Origin of the sequence: Bacillus sp. CH_48 (assembly GCF_038008465.1) — a bacterium.
In the GTDB taxonomy this organism is placed as follows: Bacteria; Bacillota; Bacilli; order Bacillales; family Bacillaceae_G; genus Bacillus_A; species Bacillus_A thuringiensis_S.
This window is the reverse complement of the sequence record NZ_JBBOZF010000001.1, coordinates 2,989,916-3,012,441: the sequence shown is the minus strand read 5'-3', so window position 1 is coordinate 3,012,441 and position 22,526 is coordinate 2,989,916. Positions and strand designations below refer to the sequence as shown.

Genomic DNA, 22,526 nt, shown 5'->3' with positions numbered 1-22,526 from the left:
TTCTTATTTTTATTTAGCATTCAATTAAGAATATCGCAGTAAACTATGAATAACTGCTTATCTTGAAATAATTCTATTTCGAGTGTAAAGTTTACCGCCAAGTATAAGTCTACACTAAGATGTACTCATAGAAAAGTGAAACTTGTACCAATACTAGTATGAATCTAAGAATTTTTACATATTTTTCATCAAATGAACCATTCTTCTAAATTCGTATGCATATAATAGAACGTTTGTTTTGTTTTTTCTGCTATAAGCAACGAAAACTACCATTCTATTCTTTTTTTTCTCCCGCACCTAATTCTTTCGTATATGCACCTACTTCTAAATCAATTAATACCTTCTTACCTGGTTCAATTGTTTTTAAAATAAGCGGATAGGCTTCCATACGTTTTGCGAAATTTTGAATCGTAGTGCTCACTTCATAACCTTCATTCATATATAAAGTAAGATGATCTTCATTCGCATTCGTTGGAGAATAGCGAATCTCCGAAATAGATTTTAAAATAGCTGGTGTTAATTTTTCTAGTTCAGCGATTAACTCCTTCATTTTCTCTTCTTTAAAAGGTTCGAAAATCGGTGCTGCAACAGGAAGTTTTCCATTAGGTAGTACATCAAGTGTTTTTCCATTCTCTAATAACGGTTGTAATTTTCCCTCTTTATTTATATAACCAATCGTTAAATATTCTTCAATATGAACATCAATCTTGTTTGGAAAACGTTTTTTTACCTTTACTGCTTTAATTTCTTTTCGCTTCGTTAAGTTTTCTTCAGCTTTATGTGCTGTCACTCGGAAATAACTTGTATCATATGTCACGCCTGAATCCTTCATTACTTGCTCATCCGTCATATAATGATTTCCAAACACACTAATCTTTTTTATATTACTAAGCGGAGACCGAAAATAAATTAAAAAGAGCACTAATAAAAATAAAATTGATATGTATAAAATCAATCGATGATTAACATTTTTTTTGTTTTTTTTCTTTTGATTTTTCAATTTTGGTACACGATCTTGTAGTTTAATCACTTTACTATTATTCATGTACGATCCCCCTATGTAACATAAAGAACGGCATGTTCCTCATGCCGTTCTTATCTTCTTATTATAACATAAATGATAATGAGCGGAACGAATAACCGTTATCTTCCAATGATTTCTACTTCTGTGTGCATATCTACATCAAATTTATCCTTAATTGTATGTTTTATTAATTCAATTAAGGACAATACATCTTGCGCTGAAGCTCCCCCGGTATTAACAATAAAATTGCCATGCATTTGAGAAATTTGAGCTCCACCAATCCTATAACCACGAAGCCCTGCTTTTTCTACTAAATCGCCTGCAAAATGTGGGATTGGATTCCGAAATATACTTCCTGCACACGGGTGATTCCATGGTTGCGTTTCACGGCGGTAATCTTTATTATTTTGCATGCTACGTACAATTTCTTCACGTTTTCCCGCCTGTAATTGAAACTCCGCCTCTAAAACAATACCAGGCCGTTTCGTTTGCAATACAGATGCCCGATAAGAAAACTCCAGTTCTTTATTCGTTAACCAGTCAATTGTACCGTCTTCAAACAGAATGAGAGCCTTCGATAATACACTCGATATATCCGATTTATGTGCACCTGCATTCATATATACTGCACCACCGACACTTCCTGGAATACCGCTTGCAAACTCCAATCCAGCTAACCCTTGACGACTAAGTAAAGTTGACAATTTAATAAGAGAATATCCACTACCAACTCTTACCTTATGTTTTTCGACCTCTAAGTGATCTAATCCTTCTCCTAAACGAATAACAACACCTTCTATGCCTTGATCAGATACAAGAAGGTTTGAACCGCGCCCAATTACAGTCCACTTCGTTTTGTATTGCTTTACTAACTGTAATGTTTTTTCAATACCGGCTACATGCTTAGGCACAATTAAAATATCCGCTGGTCCACCTATTTTCATAGTTGTATAACGCGCTAACGACTCGTTAACTAAAACACGACCAACGTCTGCTTCTATAAGCTCATTTACTAATTGTTCCATAGACAATCTCCCCCATATTAAGTCTCCTTATGACAATAATATGCAGGGCGTTCACCTAACGTTATCCCTCTATTTACGGGCAGTACAGCTCCTAAATCAAAATTCGGCGGTAACAAAGAAGTTAGGCGGTATCGGGATGCCAGTAAACATCCGATTAGTGAAAGGTAATAATCAACGAGAGAGAATCACTCCCCACTGATTAAAGCCTCACTTTATTTTTTTACAAGCTTATTCATTACTTCATACAGCTTATTTGCTGCATCTGGAATACCTAGTTTCTTAGCAGCTAGCTTCATATTTTGTAATGTTTGTGCATCCAATAAAATCTCATCAATATCACGAATAAGTGTTTCAGCTGTTAAATCTTTTTCAAGTAACATTTTTGCCGCTCCTTTATCAACAACTGAACGTGCATTCTTTTCCTGATGATTATTTGTTACGTACGGACTCGGTATTAACACACTTGGTTTTCCTAACGCTGTTAATTCTGCAAGTGTTGTTGCCCCAGCCCTTGAAACAACAAGGTCTACACCAGTTAGTACCTCTGGCATATTATGAATGAACGGCTTAATAATAACATTGTTCGGGTTCCCTTTTTGCTTCACGGCTTCCATCACTTTGTCATAATGTACTTCACCTGTTACATATAGTATTTCGTAGCTTTTGTTCCCAAACTGTTCAATTGCTTCAACGAAGGCATCGTTAATCGGTCTAGCCCCACGACTTCCACCAAATATAAGTACAGACTTTTTAGGAAGAGAAAGCCCAACTGAACGTTTCCCTTTCATTCCATTTTGATCCATTACCTCTGATGCTCGCGGATTACCTGTCATTACCACTTTTGACTCTGGAAAATGCTCTGTAGCTGCTTCAAAACAAACAGCAACTTTATCAACATAACGACTTAAAAATTTGTTCGTTACACCTGGTACACTATTTTGTTCATGTACAATAGTCGGAATACCTAATTTGGCTGCAGCGTATACAACTGGTCCACATACATATCCACCCGTTCCAATTACGATATCCGGATTAAAACGACGAATATATCGTTTACTATCCTGTACACCTTTTAGAAAACGCATTACTGTTTTCACATTATCTAATGATATTTTTCGTTTAAATCCACTTATAACAATAGATTGAAATGGTATACCTGCTTTTGGAACGATTGTACTCTCTAGTCCATTTTCCGTACCAATATATAAAAATCTTGCTTCTGGATTTAACTTTTTTATTTCTCTAATTAAAGCAAGAGCTGGATAAATATGACCACCAGTACCCCCACCACTCACTAATACACGCACTACTAACTCCTCCGCTTCTCTTTTCTTATTTCCATTATATTTATTTCTATATACATATTGCATTTTTACACACATACGAAAAACCCTGTCTTATAAACAGGGTTTAGTAGCGAGAATGGCGACTTATATTTAATAATACACCTACTGCCATTAACATTAATGTCAAACTTGATCCACCATAACTTAAAAACGGCAAGGTAATACCCGTAACAGGCATCAGTCCTGTTACAACACCAACATTAATCATTACTTGAATCGCAATCATCGCCACAATACCTACTGCTAAAAACGTACCATATAAATCTGGCGCTCCTAATGCGATACGAATCCCGCGCCATAATAATAGACTAAATAATAATAACACAAATGACCCACCAATAAAACCTAATTCCTCGGATAAGATTGCAAATATAAAGTCAGTTTGTGGTTCAGGTAAATAAAGAAATTTTTGTCTACTTTGTCCAAGCCCAAGTCCAAATAATCCACCGGGTCCAATTGCGAGTAATGATTGGATAATTTGAAATCCACTTCCAAGCGGATCTGCCCACGGGTCTAAATATGATGTAATGCGCTTCATTCGATACGGTGCTGATGCGATTAACCCTACAAACCCTGCTACACCAAGCAAACCAAACATCGCAAAGTGAAAGACCCTCGCTCCCGAAATAAATATCATAATGATACATGTCCCAACCATTACCGTTCCTGTCCCAAGGTCTGGCTGTAACATAATCATCCCAAAAGCAAGAAACACAAAACTAAGAGCCGGTAATAAACCACGTTTAAAAGATGTAATCAATTTTTGCCGTTCCGCTAAAAACTTTGCCAAGAAAATAATCATCGCAAACTTCATAAATTCTGACGGTTGAATCGAAAATGCTCCGATCCCAATCCAACTTCGTGCTCCTCCTCGAACAAGACCTACTCCAGGAATAAGAACGAGAATAAGAAGAATGAAGCAAACTAGCAAAATTACTTTTGAATACGTACGCCACACCCAATAATCAATTTTCATAATAAAAAACATAGCTACTACACCAAGACCCGCAAACAGTAATTGTCTTTTGGCAAAAAAGAATGAGTCCCCCATTTTATAAGAGGCCCAAACTGCACTCGCACTATAAACCATAATCATTCCGATTGTCAACAATGAAAGTGTTACGATGATGAGAATAAAATCAGGCGTTTTCTTCATTACCCACAAACACCACCTCTTTAGGCAGAACCTTTTGCCCTATGTAACAAAACATCAGTAGGTGTTAGCCTACTGATGTTTTGATTTACTTTATATAAGTTTATGCACAGCTTGTATAAAAATGTCTCCTCTTTCTTCAAATGTTTTAAATTGATCCCAGCTTGCACACGCTGGAGAAAGAAGAACAACATCATCTTCTTTAGAATGAGCATAAGCTTTCACCACTGCTTCATCTAAAGTATCGACACTTTCAATTATATCTAATCCCGCTTTTTCTGCCGCTCTTACTAGTTTGGGAGCTGTTTGTCCAAATGTTACAATCGCTTTTACATTTTTGAAATACGGAATTAAATCATCGAATTCATTTCCGCGATCAAGCCCACCTGCTAGTAACACAATCGGTTGTGTAAACGCAGATAGTGCTTTCTCAGTCGCTAACATATTCGTTGCTTTTGAATCATTATAAAACTTACGGTTGTTAATCGTTGTTACATATTCTAAACGATGTTTTACACCAGTAAAACGTTTTAACACGACCGTAATTGCTTCATTAGAAGTACCTAATAATTTCGCAATACTCATCGCAGCTAAAATATTTTCTAGATTATGTTGACCAGGTAAAACGATATCACTTACTTCAACAACTTTTTCACCTTTGAAATAAAGAGCGTTATCTTTTATACACGCGCCATCTTCAATTTCTTTCGTTGTCGAAAACAGGATTTTTTGACCTTTAGTATCCGCAGATAACTCCATCACATCTGCATCATCCGCATTTATTACACTATAATCGTTTTCTGTTTGGTTTTTAAAAACATTTGCTTTTGCTAAACCATATTCCTTCTTCGTCCCATGATAATCTAAGTGGGCTTCAAATAAGTTTAAGAACGCTGCAATTTTAGGTTGGAACGATTCTACTCCCATCAATTGGAACGATGAAAGCTCTGTAACTACAACTTCATTTTCTTTTGCATCCTGTGCTACTTCACAAGCTACAGTTCCTATATTCCCTGCAATAACAGGATGCTTTTGTCCTTCTTTTAACATTTCAAATGTCAGCATTGTTGTCGTCGTTTTACCATTAGACCCTGTAATTCCAACAAATGGTGCTTTTGAAATACGATATGCTAATTCAACTTCCGTAACAATTGGAATTTCTTTTTCTTTCGCAGCAACTAATATTGGATTAGAATACGGGATTCCTGGATTTTTAACGACAAGAGAAATATTTCTCTCTAATAATTCTAAAGGATGGCCACCGCATACAACGTCCATTCCTTTTGCTTGTAATTCTGCAGCAAGTACATTGTCTGCTAAAGGCTTTCCGTCATTTACAATGACATTCGCCCCTAATTTTTGCAACAAAGTAGCTGCTGCATAACCACTCTTTGCAATGCCTAATACAAGAATATTTTTATTTTGAAATTCAGTTACAGTTTTCAATTACATCCACACCCCGATATAAATTCCTAACACAGCTAATAAAAATCCTACAGACCAAAACGTTACAACAACGCGCCATTCTGACCAACCACATAATTCATAATGGTGGTGTAATGGACTCATTTTAAAGACACGTTTTCCTGTTGTTTTAAACGAAATAACTTGAATAATAACAGATAAAGTTTCCATTACGAATACTCCACCAATAATTACAAGTAGTAATTCTTGTTTTAATAAAATTGCTACAGCTGCGATAGCTCCACCTAAAGCTAAGGAACCTGTATCCCCCATAAATACTTTTGCTGGATTCGCGTTGAATACTAAAAATCCCAGTACTGCTCCGACAACTGCCATACAGAATATCGCAACTCCAAATTGTTCTTGTGCTACTGCAATAATACTAAATGCTCCAAATGCAATAGCCGCTGTTCCTGATAATAAACCATCTAAACCATCAGTTAAGTTAACCGCATTCGAGCCACCGATTAGCATAAATAGTACAAGTACAAAATACGCCCAACCTAATTCAAACTTAACATCCGTACCTGGAATCATGATATATGTGTGAAATGCTTGCCCTTTTCCAATTAAAAAGAACGCAATAGCAATAACAAGCTGACCTACTAATTTTTGTTTTGATGTTAAACCAAGATTTCTCTTCTTAACTACCTTTATGTAGTCATCTAAAAATCCAATCAATCCATAACCAAATGTCACTAATAATAATAACGAAACCTCTGCACCTAAATGATTAAACTTAATCGCCATAATAAGTGAAGTGACCATCATAGATACATATATGACAATACCGCCCATTGTCGGTGTCCCTGATTTTTTTTGATGTGACTTTGGTCCCTCATCACGAATACTCTGTCCGAACTTTAATTTTCTTAAAAATGGAATAAACAATGGCGAAAGGGCAACAGAAATTAAGAATGCTACCCCAGCCGTTACTAATAAACCTTGCTCAAGCACATGTAGTCCTCCTCTCACGTTGTTACTCTTCGTTGTTTAAACGCCCTGTAATTGCTTCTTTCGCAACTTCACGATCATCAAAATGATGAACTTCTTTACCAATAATTTGATACGTTTCATGACCCTTACCAGCAATAATAATGATATCATCTGCTTTCACATTAGCGATCGCATGGTGTATCGCTTCTTTTCTATCAATAATCACTTCATAATTATTCCCACTTGCACCCTGTACCATATCATCTAAAATAGCCGCTGGATCTTCACTTCTTGGATTATCTGATGTATAAATTGCATGAGTTGCATATTTTGTTGCAACACTTGCCATTATCGGTCTCTTTGTTCGATCCCTATCGCCGCCACAACCAACGATACAATACACATCACCTTTTGCAAATTGTTTTGCAGTTTTTAATACATTTTCTAAACTATCCGGCGTATGCGCGTAATCAACAATAACTGTATAATTTTGTCCGCCATCAACAACTTCAAAACGTCCTGGAACCCCAGCTAGTTCTTTTATAACAGCAATGATTGTTTGTAATTTCACACCCGAAACAAGTCCTGCTGCTGTTGCTGCAAGTACGTTATATACATTGAATTTACCTATTAATTTCATCGTAACATTTACACTTTCATACGGTGTGACAAGCGTAAATGTAGTCCCACCACTCGTCATAACGATATTTTTTGCCATAATGTCACTTGTTGTATCAATACCATATGTTACAACTGTTGCTGCAGTACTTCTCATATACTCTTCTGTTACATTATCATCGCTATTCAGCACAGCGTACTTTTCACGATTATGATTATAACTATTGCCAAGCTGTGCAAATAGTAACCCTTTTGCATGTTTATATTCTTCCATCGTTTTATGATAATCTAAATGATCTTGTGTTAAATTCGTAAACACCGCTACATCGTAATCACATCCGTGTACACGACCAAGATCTAACGCATGTGACGAAACTTCCATTACCGTGCTGTCCACACCTTGTTCAACCATTTTTGAAAACGTCTGTTGAAGTGTTAGTGCATCTGGTGTTGTATTTTTCACCTCAAATGTTTCATCACCGATTTTCATATTAATCGTCCCAATTAGCCCTGTTTTATGACCATGTGCTCGCATAATCTCATCCATAATATGCGATGTTGTTGTCTTTCCATTTGTACCTGTAATTCCGATTAAATGTAACTTGTGTGTCGGTTGACCATAAAAATAATCAGCTAAAACCGCTAACGAACGAAAAGTATTTTTCACAAGTACAACTGGAACGTCAACATCAATTGGTCTTTCCGCAACAATAGCAGCCGCTCCTTGTGCCGCTGCTTGCTTAGCAAAATCATGGCTATCAACCGTATATCCTTTCATACATACAAATAAGCTTCCTTCTTTCACTTTACGTGAATCAGCTTCTATAGATGTGATTTCTGGATTTTCTTTTGGAACAACTGGAAAATCATGCAAACATGATAAAAGTGTATGCAACTTCATTTCACTAAACCCTCTCTACATTGTTTATTTATCTTTTTTTCAGTAAGCAACACATTACCTCCTATATAAGGAGGTAAGTGCTACTGGCCTATTTATGAATGAGACACTTATTGTCTCACATTAAGTAACTGTTCTATAAAGAACTCACTTCCACCAATTGTACCATAAAACGTACTATGTTACCTTTAATTCCCGAAGTAAATTCTAATTTTTGAGCCTTCTTTTACTTTAGCTCCCGCTTCTGGTGATTGCTTAATTACTTTCTCTCCATCTCCACTTATATCAAGCTGCAAATCGACGAGTTGTGTTTGTAAGTCTTTCTTTTTCATTCCAATTAAATTCGGAACTTCCACAGTTGGTGTATCGCCCCATTTATATTCTTTCTCAACTTGTTCTTTTCTCGGTTTCACTCCCATAACAGGAAGAGCATCTCGAAGGATATTCCCGACAATTGGAGCTGCTACCACTCCACCAAACTGTGTAACCCCTTTTGGATTATCCACAGCAACATACACAACAATCTCTGGATCATCCGCTGGAGCAAATCCGATAAAAGATACAATATAATTATTCTCTAAATATTTACCATCTTTCACCTTTTGAGCAGTACCCGTTTTTCCACCTACACGATATCCATCAATATAAGCTCCTTTACCAGAACCTTTCGCTACAACATTCTCTAATGCATAACGAACTTTTTCTGAAGTTTCCTTGGAAATAACTTTTCTTTTCTCAACAGGTGTCTTTTTACTAACAACTTGATTATTTTTTGGATCAATAAACTCCTTAGCTATATACGGCTGATACAATGTTCCACCATTTACAGCCGCCGCTACAGCTGCTACTTGTTGAATTGGTGTAACAGAAACCCCTTGGCCGAATGAAGTTGTTGCTTGCTCTACTGGACCAACTTTATCTAAATTAAATAAAATCCCACTGCCTTCACCTTGCAAGTCAATTCCAGTCTTCTGCCCAAAACCAAAATTACGAATGTATTTAAATAATCGGTCTTTACCAAGGCGATCACCAAGTTCAATAAATCCCGGGTTACATGAGTTTTGAACGACTTCTAAAAACGTTTGACTGCCATGACCTCCTGCTTTCCAGCATTTCAATCTAGCTCCACCGACTTCAGCTGCTCCATCATCATAAAACGTATCCTTCTCTAAGTCTACTAAATTTTCATTCAATGCTGCAGCTAATGTAATGATCTTAAATGTTGAACCAGGCTCATACGTACTCCACACAGGTAGATTTCTGTTATACACTTCTGGAGAGACACTTTGAAAATCCGCTGGATCAAAACTCGGCCGACTAGACATACCTAAAATTTCACCATTTTTAGGATTCATTGCAATCGCAATCATACCGTCTGGATTATAAGTTGACTCCGCAATATTCATTTCTCTTTCCATAATCCTTGTAATACGCGCATCGATTGTTAATCCTAAATTTAAACCAGCTTCTGGTTTTTTGAAATCATCACCAACATTAGGCATCCTTTGTCCTTTCGCATCTGCAAAAAAACGCACATGACCTTTGTCCCCATTTAGCTCCTTATCATAATATTTTTCTAGTCCCATAAGACCTTGGTTATCGCTACCTGCAAAACCTAATACATGTGATAAAAAATTCCCAAATGGGTAGTACCGGATAGAATCCTCTGCGATATACACGCCCTTCAAACTTAAGCCTCGTACCTCTTTCGCTTTGTCATGTGATATTTTCCTTCCGCCTTTATCTAACCTTACAATCGATTCTTTTTTTGTAATCCTCTTATAAATCTCATCTTTTTCCACACCTAATACTGCAGCTAACTTCTCTGCAGTCTCTGCTGGTTTTTCAATTTGCCTCGGTACAACAAAGACAGTTGGAGCACTTTTATTCGTGGCAAGTTCCACACCATTTCGGTCTAAAATTTTCCCACGTTCGGGTTCAAAAGTAATATTACGACTCCATGAATCTTTCGCACGATCCGTTAACATATTCCCAAGAAAAAATTGCACATATCCAAGACGAATATCGATAATAGTGAAGATAAGTATACCTGATATAAGTATAAAAATAAGTCGTTTTCTAACTGTTACATTTGATACACGCATATCGGAACAAGCCTCCCTTACGCCTAGCTTGTTCCAATATATGCTTGTACTTATTTAATTAGAACTTCTTCTCTTTTACCATTACGGCTTTTCTGCTTCTTGTTGTGGTTCAAGTGGCGGTACGAGTGTGACACCTAATTCTGTACCAGGTTGTAATAATGTTCCTTCCGCCACACTTTGTTCTGTTACGTATCCTGTACCAGAAGGCTTCAAGTTAAGCTGTAATGTCTTCGCTAAATTCATAACATCACGCAGTGCCCATCCTTGTATATTTGGCATTGTAGGCTTATCTCCTACCAAGAAGACTCGGTCGCCTTTCAATGTTTGTTCAGTCGCTTTTGGTACTTGTTGCTGTACTTTCCCTTCACCTAATACGATTGGACGAAGTTTTGCTTTATCAATTGCTTTCCCCGCTTCAGCCATCGTTTTACCAGTTACATCTGGAACAGTAGTTTGTTGCTCTTTCAGATGTTTTTTCGGATCTTTCACTTCATTTGGCTTAATCTTTAAATACTCTAAACTATTTTTTGTTACATATTTAAAAATATCAGCTAAAGGCTGTGCACCGTTCTCATCATCTTTTAATTTCGGCTGTTTTACAGCTACATAAACAACAAGTTGTGGGTCGTCCATTGGTGCCATACCTAAGAATGAGAATATATAATTCTGTCTCCCTGTCATATAGCCGCCTTTTCCATCCGGAATTTGCGCTGTACCTGTTTTACCACCAACTGAATATCCATCAATTTTATAAGCTGTCCCTGTACCTTTCGGAGATGTAACAACACGTTCTAATAACTGTCTTACTTGCGCTGCTGTTTCCTTTGTAACAGGTTTTCCTACTTCTTCTGGCTTATGTTCTAATTTTACTTTCCCTGTTATCGGATCTACAATTTTATCAATTGCATAAGGTTTCATCATTTTCCCATCATTTGCAATAGCTGTTGCAGCTTGTACAAGCTGAATTGGTGTTACAGTGGAACCTTGTCCAAAAGCTGTTGTCACTTGTTGTATTTGCTGATCAAATAAAATTGTATTCGATCCTTCACCTGATAAATCAATGTTCGTTTTTTCATCTAATCCAAAACTATGAATATATTTTCGGAAACATTCTGGACCAAGTTTTTGATCTCCTAAAATTGCAAACGCTACGTTTGAAGAACGTTCTACCCCTTCATCAAACGTGATAGAGCCCCAACCAGCACCGCCGTTATGATCTTTTATTTTCCTATTTCCGACTTGATATGTCCCGGACTGATAATAATCTTGCCCTTTGTACACACCTTCATTAATAGCTGCCGCTAACGTGAAAATTTTCATTGTTGATCCAGGTTCAAATGCATTGGCAATTGCGTCATTGAAGAAATATTTAATTTGACGATCATTAGGGTCATAACTAGGTTTAGTAGACGTCGCTAATATTTTTCCAGTTTTCGGATCTGCAACAATCCCTATTAAACTTTCTGGTTCATATTGCTTACTTGCTGCTTTCATCGCGTCTTCTAAATAACTTTGGACACGGTGATCAATTGTTAAATACGCGTTATCTCCATTTTTAGGTGCCTTTACATTAACTTTTCCACCATCAAGAGACACACCTTTACGGTCACCTGTATATGCTACTTCTCCGTTAGAAGCACTTAAATATTTATCCAAGCTTTTCTCTATGCCAAATTGACCTACCGAGGTTCCATTCTCATTTGGTTTTGCATGACCTATAACGTAAGATGCGAAATCACCGTTTGGATACACCCTTGCATTTTCTGTAATAAAAGATATTCCCGGCAACTTCAACGCTTCTATTTGTTCCTTCTTTTCTTTCGTCAAATCCTTACCTAACGTTCCAAATTCGACTTGACTTCTACCTTCCTTATTTAAAGAAGCTAAAATATCCTCTTCGCCTTTTCCAAGTACTCCTGCAATTTTCTTTGCAGTATCTTCTTTATTCTCAACAGAGTTAGCACCTTTTAGGGCGGCTACTATTTTATAAGAGTTTGCGTCTTGCGCTAACACATGACCGTTTTGATCATAAATGGTTCCTCTGTTCGCTTCAAGAACTCCTGTTTTACTATGCTTTTGTTTAGCAAGTGCATCTAAATCTTGATTATGAACTGTTCCTGTTGATTGTATGTAAAAAAATCGGGCTAATAACAGCAAAAAGAGCAGGAGGAAAAATATCATAAAATAACCTGCTCCCTTATTGGTATGAAATTTAGTCATATTCTTCTTCATCGTTCCTTCACACCTATTGCCTTATTTGAGGCCTTTCACATTATTCGCATTAATTTCTAGCCCGTGTTTTTTTGCAACTTCAGCGATTCGTTCATAGCGACTTAACTTCTCTACTTCAGCTTGTAATTCTTGATTTTCTTTTTGCTGCTGTACAATTTTTTCTTCTATCGTCGCTGCTTCTACATTAACTTGATAAAGGCCTGCTTTATTTCCAATAAACGCGACACAGGCATACAATAAAAAGCCAATAAACGCTACATACAACAGTTTTTCGATTCTTGTAATTTTCGCTTTAACTTTCGGCTTAACCATCTGCTGTGGGGGCGTTTGAATTTGCACCTCTTCTTGCGCTTGTTGTTTGTACTTTACAGCTAAATTAGTCATACCTCTCTCTCCCTTTTATCGTTTTTCAGCGATTCTCAACTTCGCAGAACGCGCACGATTATTTTCTTCTAGCTCTATATCAGAAGGTAAAATCGGTTTTCTTGTAATAAGCTTTAATTTTGGCTTAAATTCATCAGGAATAATCGGTAATCCTGGCGGCAATTGTGGCGTTGTACTATTTCGCTTAAACGTTGTTTTACAAATACGATCTTCTAATGAATGGAATGTTATAACACTAACTCTTCCACCTGGCTTAACCATCTCAATAGCAGATTCCAATGCTTCTTCAAATACTTTTAATTCATCATTTACAGCTATACGAATTGCCTGAAACACTCGCTTAGCAGGATGCCCACCAGTTCTACGAGCAGGAGCCGGAATACCTTCTTTAATTAGCTCTACTAATTCTCCTGTCGTTTCAATAGCTTTATTCTCACGATAAGCTTCAATTTTTCTTGCAATTTGTTTTGAAAATTTCTCTTCACCGTATTGGAAGAAAATCCTTACAAGTTGTTCATATGACCAACTATTTACAACATCATATGCTGTTAATGGGGCATCTTGATCCATCCGCATATCTAACGGTGCATCATGATGATAACTAAAGCCTCGCTCTGGTGTATCTAATTGTGGGGATGAAACACCTAAATCAAATAAAATACCGTCTACTTCTGTTATACCTATTTCCTGCAGTTTTTCAGCTAAATAGCGGAAGTTACTCTTTACTGTTATAAACTGTTCACCGTATGAAGAGAACTTTTCTTTCGCGTTTTGAATCGCTATCTCATCTTGATCAAACGCTATTAATTTTCCACCTTCAGTTAATTGGGATAATAAATAAGAACTATGTCCTCCTCCCCCCAGTGTACAATCTACATATGTACCATCTGGCTTTATATCTAAGCCGTCTACTGTTTCCTTTAAAAGCACTGTTACGTGTTTAAACATTGTTGCACCTACTCTTTTTCCAATTAATTATGTTGAATGTATCCCTTCCTCTAAACACATCTTTCACGCTTAGAGAATGAAATAATACGAAAGAACGACTCATTTAACTTACCAATAAAGGCAACATACTATACAAATCGCTATTTTCTTTTATTATATACTAAATTTTATCATCTTTTGCGGGAATTTAAATAAAAAACTGTCGAAAAAGCGAATAATACGTTTACATTTTGTGCTATTTTGTCATATATTTAAGTATCCAACACAATTATCACATCTATTTTTTTGATTGATAATTCAGAAAAAAATCACTTCACAGTAAATTCAACGGAATAAAAATAAAATCCTGCTCCAAGGAGCAAGATTTTATAGTTTTATAACATGATGTTTTCCGTCCCAAGAAAAAGGGTTTTCCATTACACGATCAACGAAATCCAAACCAAACTGATTTAAATAATAACATACATTCCACACACGTTCTTGCGGCGCACCTAATGGACGAAGTGCGAATTGTATACGGCGAAATTTATTTAGCTGAACCTCATACTTTTTCTCAACATTTCTTTTCAACATTCTTTCCAGCAGTTCAATTTGTTCATTAATTTTCAATTCGTTTTTCCCTGCAAACGCACTTAACCCCGGCTCTATTTTCTTTACAAATTGCTGTAAAGATGTATGAATATCGGCAATTTCTTTTTTCGCCTTTTCAAAATGATTATCAATCGGTTCCTCTATTTGATTAGACAACCAGTTTTCACGCAGTTTATCGACATCATTTAAAAACGGATCACTTTCTCTCAATTGCAGATCGAATAAATCTGTCGCTATACATCTCTCCACATAAGTAATTGTAAGACGAGGAACGACAGGTGGCATTTGAAAACCGACAGTATGGAATACTTGTTGTAATTCACTCCAATAAGCTAATTCCCCTGGACCTCCAATAAATGCGAGCGTAGGAAATACATACTCTTGCATAAGAGGACGTGTTACAACATTATTACTAAAACGTGCCGGATTTCTCTCCATCTCTTCAATCAACTCTTCGTATGAAAATGAATGCGCCCCATCCTTTCCAACAAACTTACCTTGATGCTCTTCAAGCAATACTCGTTCATTATCTATTTCCATAAATATATGCACTGCATGAGACTTCGTTTCAATAATCGGTTTGTATCCTAGTTCTTTAATTACTTCCTGCTGATTACGAAGGCCCTCTTGTACCTCTTTATACTTACTTATAATTCGCTTAAAAAATGGAATTTCTAACTTTCTTAATTCAGGATGATGTGAATCAACAAGGATTAAACCAGAATTAGCAAAGATTTTCGTAATAAGATGAGCAAAGAAATCTACATACGTATTCGATTTTTCCAAAGCATCATCAACAAATTTTAATACATCCTTTGTAAAATTTGTTTCTGGATATGTTTTAAAAATCTCTTCAATCCAATTTCTACAATCTTCAACAGAAAGTTCAGACTCAGAAGCACTCGCCTTTTTCGGATTACGATCATAAAAAATAGTTTTTTTCATCTTTTTATTTTTCGCTAAAAAAGTATGGTTAATCTCATCCATATCATGGTCTTCACCCGCAATCCAGAAGACAGGGACAACTTTCACCCCTAAACTTTCTTCTTTTTCCTTTGCAAGCTTTAAAATTGAAATAACTTTATGAATTGTATAAAGCGGTCCAGTTAATAACCCCGCTTGTTGTCCAGCTATTACAACATATGTATTTTCATCTCCAAGCGCTTTTACATTTTGAAGTGTAGATTCTCCCGCTTGTAATTTTGTATTATATTCTAATAAATGCGCTACTACATCTTGGCGGAAAAACTCCCTTTCACGCAAATCATGTAAACGCTGTTTAAAAGCATCTTCTGTTAACATATAATCAAAACATGACTGTATCTCTTTTTTACCGTTCATATAGTCCGCTACAACACCTTGTTGCGGAACAGAGATTTCTTTTATCTCCATATAATTCTTCCTTTCGTATCCAGTTCTCTCACCAATCCACATTGTAGTCAATGTTTCACGTAAAAGCAAAGAATAACACTTATACTCTTGTTTCTAACCCTTTTATTGCATCGAACAAAAATTGAAGTGTCGGAACTGGTCGTTGCTGTTTCTTAGCCTCTTCTAATACATATCCAACAATCGCATTAATTTCCGTCTGTCTATTCGCTCTTACATCGGCTAGCATAGAGGATGTATTACGAGACGTTCCTTCACACACATTGCGTACCATTTGCCATACCATCTCTTTTTCTCCTCTAATAAGAAAGGCGACCTCCTGAAACACTTGCTCCATCATTTGATAAAAAAAACGATTCTTGGTTAATTCACCATTCTTAACTCCCAATAACGCCGTCAACGGATTGATACATACATTTACCACTAATTTTTTATGCATAATCTCTTTCCAATCCGTTTCTATTTGAACTGGAAAATAAGACACGGGAAAAGAATGGAATACACTTTCGAAATGTATAGATTGACCACAAACCACTCCAAATTTCGTTACCCCAACTCCAGTATGATGAACGATATGCCCTCCCTCTTTTTTCGCACCATGTTCTACAATACCAACAGCTATATTTTCACACCCTATGTTCAGCATCTTTTGAAGATGTGACATTCCGTTTTGCAAAAAGATTAATGATGCTGCCCCTTCCACAAACGGTAGTATGTCATCTATATGATATTGCTTCACAGCAATAAATATATAATCTAAATTTTGCGCTACCATACTTTCTATCGGTAAAACAGATGGATATACTGTTTCACATGTTCTATCTCTAATACAAGTTACACCTGTTTCATTTAACTCTTCAGCCTGCTTAGCTGTTCTTGTAAACAACGTAACATTTTGGTTACTTTTTTGTAAATAAAATGTATACAATAGACCAATAGCACCTGGTCCGACAATTCCAATTTTCATTTTCACACAAGGGATTCACATTAAGCGCCCTTGCCGCCCCCCCTTTTTTTATATCTTTTTAAAGTACATGAGCACGCCCTATAATTTCGTTGTCCTCTGCCAAACAAATACACTCTCATTTTTCACTACGTATATACTGCCTATTAATACACTTATACTCTTAGTTTAGCAAATCCTCAAAAAAATAATAAAAGAAATATACTATCTTCTTCATAAAAATAAAAAAATGAGTTATACTATTATTGTAAATATTTTTACTTTTCTGCATTCAACGAGATAAGAAAAGGATGTGATGTAATGGGATTCCCAAAAGTTGAGCGCTTGCTCATCAATTATAAAACGTTAGATGAATTTAAAAAATTTAAAGGGTGCGGAGCCCAAGAACTATCTATGCTGGAAGAATTGCAAGCAAACATTATTGAAAACGACAGTGAATCTCCATTTTACGGTATTTATTATGGCGGATCACTAATTGCACGTATGAGTCTATATATGAAAAGAAACGGCGGAGAACCATTCGAAATTACAGGTCCTTACCTAGAACTTTATAAACTTGAAGTATTACCAACTTTTCAAAAACAAGGATTCGGGCAAATGCTTGTAAATCATGCGAAACAAATGCAATTTCCTATTAAAACGATAGCGCGTATTCATTCATCTGGTTTTTGGGATAAATTAAGTTTCAACCCCGTATCAGTAACTGATGGAGATTTTTATATTTGGCATCCAGAAACAAATTTGAATGCGGTTACAAACGAAGAATCGGCTTAATAAATAAATAAAAAAAACAGCTGTATAACAGCTGTTTTTTATTTCTTAAGCTTCTCTAACTTTTCATTCGAGCGAGCGTTGTTTCTTTCCACTACCATTACACTTCTTTTTTGATCGATATAATCAAGTAATGTTCTATACTCTTCCTCATATACTGATAATCGCTCCAGAAGACGCTCTCTTTCTGTTTGTAATGATTCAACTTGTTGTTGCAACACCGTTAAAGAGTTTTCATCTTTATAATTTTGCAAGAAGTCAATAACATCATTCAACGTAATTGACGTAGGTTCTAACACCTTCGTCTCTTTCACTTCATAATTTTCTACTTTACGAAGTTGCTTTGCTTCCTCAATACGTTCTTTATATTGCTTTCTTACGTAAGAATTCCATCTAAATCCACATGCTGCTGGTGTACGTGATAAATTTTTTCCCACTTCCTTAAAGGCAGAAAGTTGTGTTCCACCTTCTCGAATATGCCGGAGTACTACTTCTGCCAGAAGCAAATCTTCATCATCAGTCCAAGCATCTTGTCTTGTTGTCGCCATCTCTCTAGTCCTCCCTATGCATTTTTTATTAAGCATATGCAGTTACTAGAAAAGATAGAATACAACAACTAAAGATTAAGACAAAAAAAATAAACGCAGAAGATATCTTCTGCGTTTATTTTCCCGCAATTACTTGCTGATTACTTCTTTACCTTTGTAAGTACCGCATGCTTTACATACACGGTGAGCTAATTTCGCTTCACCACAGCTTGGGCACTCTACCATACCAGGTACTGATAATTTGAAATGCGTACGACGCTTTCTTTTTACTGTTTTAGAAGTTCTTCTAAAAGGTACAGCCATTCTTCCCACCTCCTTAAAAGAAATAGTTATTTTCATATGAAGGCCTGAACCAGTCTTCCGATTATTTGTCAAAAAACTTTGCAAGTCCTGCCAATCTTGGATCAACAGTCTTTTCTTTGTCTTCTTCCGAAATCACTTGCCAGTCTTGACCTTGCGTCGGTGCTCCACCAGAAACATCATCACTGAAAATTTGCATTGGAATCTCCAAAAGTATATTTTCCTTGATTACGGGCAGTAAGTCAAGTACTTCTCCTTCTAAAGAATGAATTTCAGCTTCAGTTTCAAATTCTTCTTGTGAAGTTTGGAACACCTCAGTTGTTTTAATGTCAAATGGTAATGTCACATCTACTAAAGAGCGAGAACATGGTAAAACCATGCTTCCAGTTATATGTAGATGAAACGTAAACTTACCGGAGCCAAAATCAACTCTTCCCATTACATGCACAGGATTAATTTCACGAATATCTTTCTCGACCTCTTTTAGCTCACTTACATCTACCATCTCATCCAATGTCAATCCTTTATTTCTCAATTTATTCAATTGATGGATGGACCATTTCATATCATATCACCTCAAGGCAACAAACAAAATTATAGCTAGCCATTTTATATTTGTCAATGTTTTTTCTTTACACTATAATGAAGTCATCATAGTAAATAATATATAGAGTATCACGTTTTTCAAAAAGATGCTACATCGAAAGGAGAGATTACCATAAAAGCTGGTGGTATTGTTGTTGAATATAACCCTTTTCATAACGGTCATCTTTATCATGTGCAACAGACAAAAAAGTTAACACAATCCGATATAATAATTGCCGTTATGAGTGGTCCTTTTTTACAGCGTGGTGAGCCCGCACTCATTTCCAAATGGTATCGCACTAAAACGGCCTTAACAAACGGCGTAGACCTTGTTGTAGAGCTTCCATACGTCTTTGCAACACAAAAGGCTGAAACCTTCGCAAATGGTGCTATTTCCATTTTAAATGCCCTACGTGTTTCTGAAATTTGTTTCGGTAGTGAGGATGGACAAATCAAAAACTTTTATAATACCATCTCCGTACAAAAAAACGAAGAAGAGACTTTTAACTGCCTTGTAAAACAATTCATGGACGCTGGTAATAGTTATGCAAAAGCAACATCAGATGCTTTCTCACACATTTTAACATCCGAAAACAACATTGATATGTCACAACCAAATAATATTTTAGGCTTCCAATATATGAAAGCAATTCTGTCACAGAATAGTTCTATACAAGCTCAAACTATACAAAGATTTGCCTCTCATTATCATGATGAAACATTTAATGACCAATATATTGCAAGCGCGACAAGCATCCGAAAACAACTCTTTAGCGAAGAAGGATCATTTACAACAATTGAACCTTTTCTCCCACAGGCAACCACTTCGCTTTTAGCAAATTACAAACAAAACTACGGGATATTACATAATTGGGAACAATACTTTTCATTTTTTAAATATAAACTCATGACGATGTCTCCAGGGGACTTACGACATATATATGAAATAGAAGAAGGTTTAGAGCATCGTATTTTATCAAAAATACAAAACAGTTCCTCCTTCTATTCATTCATGGAAGCATTAAAAACAAAACGTTATACATGGACTAGATTACAAAGAGCTTGTACACACATTTTAACAAACACAACAAAAGAGGAAATACGTAGCGCAAATATAGAACAACACGCACCATATATCCGCCTGTTAGGCATGTCACAAAAAGGTCAAACTTATCTTTCAAAAAACAAGAAAAAAATCGAACTTCCAATCCTTACTCATACAAAAACATTTGACCATGCCGCTTTAGATATAGAGAAAAAAGCAAACTCTGTATATTTCTCCATCATGCAAGAACCGTTACGCACGCAACTATTAAAACAGGATATAACACACCATCCTATTCGCTATGATGAAACAACTACAAAATTCCTATAAAAAACCTCTCTATTTCAGAGAGGTTTTTCCCTTATCCATCTTTTCTAAATATGTTAACGCATCATCCAGCGTATCCACTGGTATAATTTTCATTTTTGTTTTAATATCCTTTGCAGTCTCAAGTGCATCTTTATAGTTCGATTTCTCCGCACCTTTTTCATTTGGCGCAAAGAACACTTCAGCCCCGGCATCGCTAGCAGCCACCACTTTTTGATTTATACCACCAATTGGGCCCACTTCTCCTTTTTCATTAATTGTACCTGTTCCAGCTATCTCATGTCCTTTTGTTAAGTCTTCTTCCACAAGTTGATTATATATTTCTAATGTAAACATTAAACCTGCGGATGGTCCACCAATTTCATGAGAATTAATTTTCACTTTCGGATCGACCACTAATTCTCTTTCCGTAACGATAGAAACACCTATACCGACACGTCCATTTCCATTAGGAATCGTCTTTACATTTAAATTTTCTTTCAATTGTTTTCCATTTCTCATGTACTCAATACTTACAGCATCGCTTTCTTTTTTCCCAGTCATATATTCAATAAATTGCTCCGTCTTTTCAAATGTTTTTCCGTCAACAGCTATAATAACATCACCAAGCTTAAGCTTCCCTTCTGACGGCATTCCTTTTGCCACACCAGCAACTAATACACCTTTATTTTCAAAAAAAACAGAGCGATTTGCACGTTTATATGCATTATAAATTGCGGCATTTTGTGAATCTTTCATCGCATAATTTTGGCGAAATTGATATTCTTCATCACTCTCACCTTTTTGCAATATTTCTTCCGCTTTCGAAATATGTGTATATTTATTAAACTGTGCCGCTATTAAATTCACCACATTTGCTGGCCCCATTGAAACCGTAACAAGCATAAAATCACCAGATTCTTTCGTTCCACCCTCAACTTGAACGTAAGGCTCTAATTTGGCAGCCATTCCTGGTTTTGTTACATAATACGGTAAACGTACGTAAACAAGTAACATCGCCAATATAACCCCTATTAAGATTGCATATATAAACCGAAAACGCTTAAACATTATGTTTCTCCTTCCACTGCTCAATTAATAAATAAATATTTGAAACATGTTTTTCCGCTTCTACTTCTCCAACTCGAATAATGTCTTCAATGTTCGTAAAAGCACGTGAACTAAATTGCTCTACAGCTGGTCGCATCATTAAATCCGATGCAATTTGCCGATTCATTACAAGCTCATGCTGCATAATTTCAATACTTTGCATGATTACGTCATAAATGGACGTAACATCTCCATTCACCTTAATTGGAGATACATCAACAGCGATAACAATATCGGCCCCTAACTCTTTCACAACCGATACTGGGATGCGATCAATAACTCCACCATCCACTAATAATCGTCCATCTATTTTTTCTGGTACAAACACTCCAGGAACAGATATGCTAGCCCTCACCGCATCTGCAACTGGCCCACTTGTAAAAACCACTTTTTCCCCCTTCAGTATGTCAGTAGCCACAACAGCCGTCGGGATATCTAACTCTTCTAAATTTTTATTATATGTAAACATTTTAATCATATCTTTGACACGTTTTCCAGCAATAAATCCCATTTTTGGTACCGTGAAATCTAAATAATACTTCCGCTTAAAAACAGATGCCAATTTATACAATCTTTCAACGTTACTACTTGCCGCATAAAACGTACCTATTAGCGCCCCCATACTACTTCCTGCAATCATATGAATAGGGATACCCGCTTCCCTTAAAACCTTTATTACACCAATATGAGCAAACCCTTTCGCTCCTCCAGACCCAAGCGCTAAACCAATCTTTGGTTCTTTCATTTTTCTCACCCTTTAATTTTTTTCATTCCTTTTTCATAC

20 protein-coding genes are annotated in these 22,526 nt (G+C 36.2%); 2 read left to right on the top strand and 18 right to left on the bottom strand.

Annotated elements, in window-relative coordinates:
• Positions 1 to 274: 274 nt before the first annotated feature.
• From divIB to panE, 13 genes are all read right to left on the bottom strand, one after another.
• The gene (divIB, locus tag N2V92_RS15335; protein ID WP_042595573.1) at positions 275 to 1,045 is read right to left on the bottom strand and encodes a cell division protein DivIB; all 771 of its coding nucleotides are present in this window, start codon (positions 1,043 to 1,045) and stop codon (positions 275 to 277) included.
• Between the two features lie 98 nt (positions 1,046 to 1,143).
• On the bottom strand, positions 1,144 to 2,049 hold the full coding sequence (gene murB / locus N2V92_RS15330; protein ID WP_000437030.1) for a UDP-N-acetylmuramate dehydrogenase: 906 nt from the start codon (positions 2,047 to 2,049) through the stop codon (positions 1,144 to 1,146).
• A 212-nt stretch (positions 2,050 to 2,261) separates the two neighbouring features.
• On the bottom strand, positions 2,262 to 3,356 hold the full coding sequence (gene murG, locus N2V92_RS15325) for an undecaprenyldiphospho-muramoylpentapeptide beta-N-acetylglucosaminyltransferase (RefSeq protein ID WP_014894899.1): 1,095 nt from the start codon (positions 3,354 to 3,356) through the stop codon (positions 2,262 to 2,264).
• Positions 3,357 to 3,459: 103 nt separating this feature from the next.
• On the bottom strand, positions 3,460 to 4,551 hold the full coding sequence (gene spoVE / locus N2V92_RS15320; protein ID WP_000753521.1) for a stage V sporulation protein E: 1,092 nt from the start codon (positions 4,549 to 4,551) through the stop codon (positions 3,460 to 3,462).
• Positions 4,552 to 4,641: 90 nt separating this feature from the next.
• Positions 4,642 to 5,994: a UDP-N-acetylmuramoyl-L-alanine--D-glutamate ligase gene (murD, locus tag N2V92_RS15315; RefSeq protein ID WP_000860096.1), complete on the bottom strand. Its 1,353-nt coding sequence runs from the start codon at positions 5,992 to 5,994 to the stop codon at positions 4,642 to 4,644.
• A complete protein-coding gene (gene mraY, locus N2V92_RS15310) occupies positions 5,995 to 6,969 on the bottom strand; it encodes a phospho-N-acetylmuramoyl-pentapeptide-transferase (protein WP_000893058.1) in 975 nt (324 codons plus the stop codon).
• A gap of 22 nt (positions 6,970 to 6,991) precedes the next feature.
• Positions 6,992 to 8,467 (bottom strand): UDP-N-acetylmuramoyl-L-alanyl-D-glutamate--2,6-diaminopimelate ligase, encoded by a 1,476-nt coding sequence (murE, locus tag N2V92_RS15305; RefSeq protein ID WP_000766291.1) that lies wholly within the window; start codon positions 8,465 to 8,467, stop codon positions 6,992 to 6,994.
• A 185-nt stretch (positions 8,468 to 8,652) separates the two neighbouring features.
• A complete protein-coding gene (locus N2V92_RS15300; RefSeq protein WP_001266235.1) occupies positions 8,653 to 10,569 on the bottom strand; it encodes a stage V sporulation protein D in 1,917 nt (638 codons plus the stop codon).
• A gap of 81 nt (positions 10,570 to 10,650) precedes the next feature.
• Complete coding sequence (locus tag N2V92_RS15295; RefSeq protein WP_080117628.1) at positions 10,651 to 12,801, bottom strand: penicillin-binding protein; 2,151 nt, start codon at positions 12,799 to 12,801, stop codon at positions 10,651 to 10,653.
• A 21-nt stretch (positions 12,802 to 12,822) separates the two neighbouring features.
• On the bottom strand, positions 12,823 to 13,185 hold the full coding sequence (gene ftsL, locus N2V92_RS15290) for a cell division protein FtsL (RefSeq protein ID WP_000182806.1): 363 nt from the start codon (positions 13,183 to 13,185) through the stop codon (positions 12,823 to 12,825).
• A gap of 15 nt (positions 13,186 to 13,200) precedes the next feature.
• Positions 13,201 to 14,133 (bottom strand): 16S rRNA (cytosine(1402)-N(4))-methyltransferase RsmH, encoded by a 933-nt coding sequence (rsmH, locus tag N2V92_RS15285; RefSeq protein WP_000472508.1) that lies wholly within the window; start codon positions 14,131 to 14,133, stop codon positions 13,201 to 13,203.
• 366 nt (positions 14,134 to 14,499) lie between these two features.
• Positions 14,500 to 16,116 (bottom strand): bacillithiol biosynthesis cysteine-adding enzyme BshC, encoded by a 1,617-nt coding sequence (bshC, locus tag N2V92_RS15280; RefSeq protein ID WP_000403044.1) that lies wholly within the window; start codon positions 16,114 to 16,116, stop codon positions 14,500 to 14,502.
• Positions 16,117 to 16,195: 79 nt separating this feature from the next.
• The gene (gene panE, locus N2V92_RS15275; protein ID WP_002082267.1) at positions 16,196 to 17,080 is read right to left on the bottom strand and encodes a 2-dehydropantoate 2-reductase; all 885 of its coding nucleotides are present in this window, start codon (positions 17,078 to 17,080) and stop codon (positions 16,196 to 16,198) included.
• Positions 17,081 to 17,377: 297 nt separating this feature from the next.
• Between panE and N2V92_RS15270 the strand changes: the two genes are divergently transcribed.
• Complete coding sequence (locus tag N2V92_RS15270) at positions 17,378 to 17,851, top strand: N-acetyltransferase (protein WP_000506698.1); 474 nt, start codon at positions 17,378 to 17,380, stop codon at positions 17,849 to 17,851.
• Between the two features lie 38 nt (positions 17,852 to 17,889).
• Here N2V92_RS15270 and N2V92_RS15265 read toward each other — a convergent pair whose 3' ends face one another.
• The 3 genes from N2V92_RS15265 to N2V92_RS15255 all read right to left on the bottom strand — a co-directional run bounded on the left by N2V92_RS15265 (position 17,890) and on the right by N2V92_RS15255 (position 19,261).
• Positions 17,890 to 18,396 carry an RsfA family transcriptional regulator gene (locus N2V92_RS15265; protein WP_000246470.1) on the bottom strand — a complete coding sequence of 169 codons (507 nt, stop codon included), beginning with the start codon at positions 18,394 to 18,396 and terminating at the stop codon, positions 17,890 to 17,892.
• A 129-nt stretch (positions 18,397 to 18,525) separates the two neighbouring features.
• Positions 18,526 to 18,699, bottom strand: coding sequence for a 50S ribosomal protein L32 (rpmF, locus tag N2V92_RS15260; RefSeq protein WP_001984764.1), 174 nt, complete (start codon positions 18,697 to 18,699; stop codon positions 18,526 to 18,528).
• A 61-nt stretch (positions 18,700 to 18,760) separates the two neighbouring features.
• On the bottom strand, positions 18,761 to 19,261 hold the full coding sequence (locus N2V92_RS15255) for a YceD family protein (protein ID WP_000872137.1): 501 nt from the start codon (positions 19,259 to 19,261) through the stop codon (positions 18,761 to 18,763).
• 213 nt (positions 19,262 to 19,474) lie between these two features.
• On the opposite strand from N2V92_RS15255, the gene N2V92_RS15250 reads away from it, so the two are divergent.
• Complete coding sequence (locus N2V92_RS15250) at positions 19,475 to 20,656, top strand: nucleotidyltransferase (protein ID WP_016077293.1); 1,182 nt, start codon at positions 19,475 to 19,477, stop codon at positions 20,654 to 20,656.
• 9 nt (positions 20,657 to 20,665) lie between these two features.
• On the opposite strand, the gene N2V92_RS15245 is transcribed toward N2V92_RS15250, so the two are convergent.
• Positions 20,666 to 21,703: a SepM family pheromone-processing serine protease gene (locus N2V92_RS15245; protein ID WP_000476293.1), complete on the bottom strand. Its 1,038-nt coding sequence runs from the start codon at positions 21,701 to 21,703 to the stop codon at positions 20,666 to 20,668.
• Positions 21,696 to 22,487 (bottom strand): patatin-like phospholipase family protein, encoded by a 792-nt coding sequence (locus N2V92_RS15240; RefSeq protein WP_000662590.1) that lies wholly within the window; start codon positions 22,485 to 22,487, stop codon positions 21,696 to 21,698. The genes N2V92_RS15245 and N2V92_RS15240 overlap by 8 nt, the downstream gene beginning before the upstream one ends.
• Between the last annotated feature and the right edge of the window lie 39 nt (positions 22,488 to 22,526).

Coding starts and splice junctions, on each gene's coding strand:
- N2V92_RS15255 (WP_000872137.1), bottom strand. CDS start 19,261: ATGAAATGGTCCATCCATCAATTGAATAAATTGAGAAATAAAGGATTG.
- rpmF (WP_001984764.1), bottom strand. CDS start 18,699: ATGGCTGTACCTTTTAGAAGAACTTCTAAAACAGTAAAAAGAAAGCGT.
- bshC (WP_000403044.1), bottom strand. CDS start 16,116: ATGGAGATAAAAGAAATCTCTGTTCCGCAACAAGGTGTTGTAGCGGAC.
- divIB (WP_042595573.1), bottom strand. CDS start 1,045: ATGAATAATAGTAAAGTGATTAAACTACAAGATCGTGTACCAAAATTG.
- N2V92_RS15270 (WP_000506698.1), top strand. CDS start 17,378: ATGGGATTCCCAAAAGTTGAGCGCTTGCTCATCAATTATAAAACGTTA.
- panE (WP_002082267.1), bottom strand. CDS start 17,080: ATGAAAATTGGAATTGTCGGACCAGGTGCTATTGGTCTATTGTATACA.
- N2V92_RS15240 (WP_000662590.1), bottom strand. CDS start 22,487: ATGAAAGAACCAAAGATTGGTTTAGCGCTTGGGTCTGGAGGAGCGAAA.
- rsmH (WP_000472508.1), bottom strand. CDS start 14,133: ATGTTTAAACACGTAACAGTGCTTTTAAAGGAAACAGTAGACGGCTTA.
- murB (WP_000437030.1), bottom strand. CDS start 2,049: ATGGAACAATTAGTAAATGAGCTTATAGAAGCAGACGTTGGTCGTGTT.
- spoVE (WP_000753521.1), bottom strand. CDS start 4,551: ATGAAGAAAACGCCTGATTTTATTCTCATCATCGTAACACTTTCATTG.
- ftsL (WP_000182806.1), bottom strand. CDS start 13,185: ATGACTAATTTAGCTGTAAAGTACAAACAACAAGCGCAAGAAGAGGTG.
- N2V92_RS15245 (WP_000476293.1), bottom strand. CDS start 21,703: ATGTTTAAGCGTTTTCGGTTTATATATGCAATCTTAATAGGGGTTATA.
- N2V92_RS15265 (WP_000246470.1), bottom strand. CDS start 18,396: ATGGCGACAACAAGACAAGATGCTTGGACTGATGATGAAGATTTGCTT.
- murE (WP_000766291.1), bottom strand. CDS start 8,467: ATGAAGTTGCATACACTTTTATCATGTTTGCATGATTTTCCAGTTGTT.
- N2V92_RS15295 (WP_080117628.1), bottom strand. CDS start 12,801: ATGAAGAAGAATATGACTAAATTTCATACCAATAAGGGAGCAGGTTAT.
- N2V92_RS15300 (WP_001266235.1), bottom strand. CDS start 10,569: ATGCGTGTATCAAATGTAACAGTTAGAAAACGACTTATTTTTATACTT.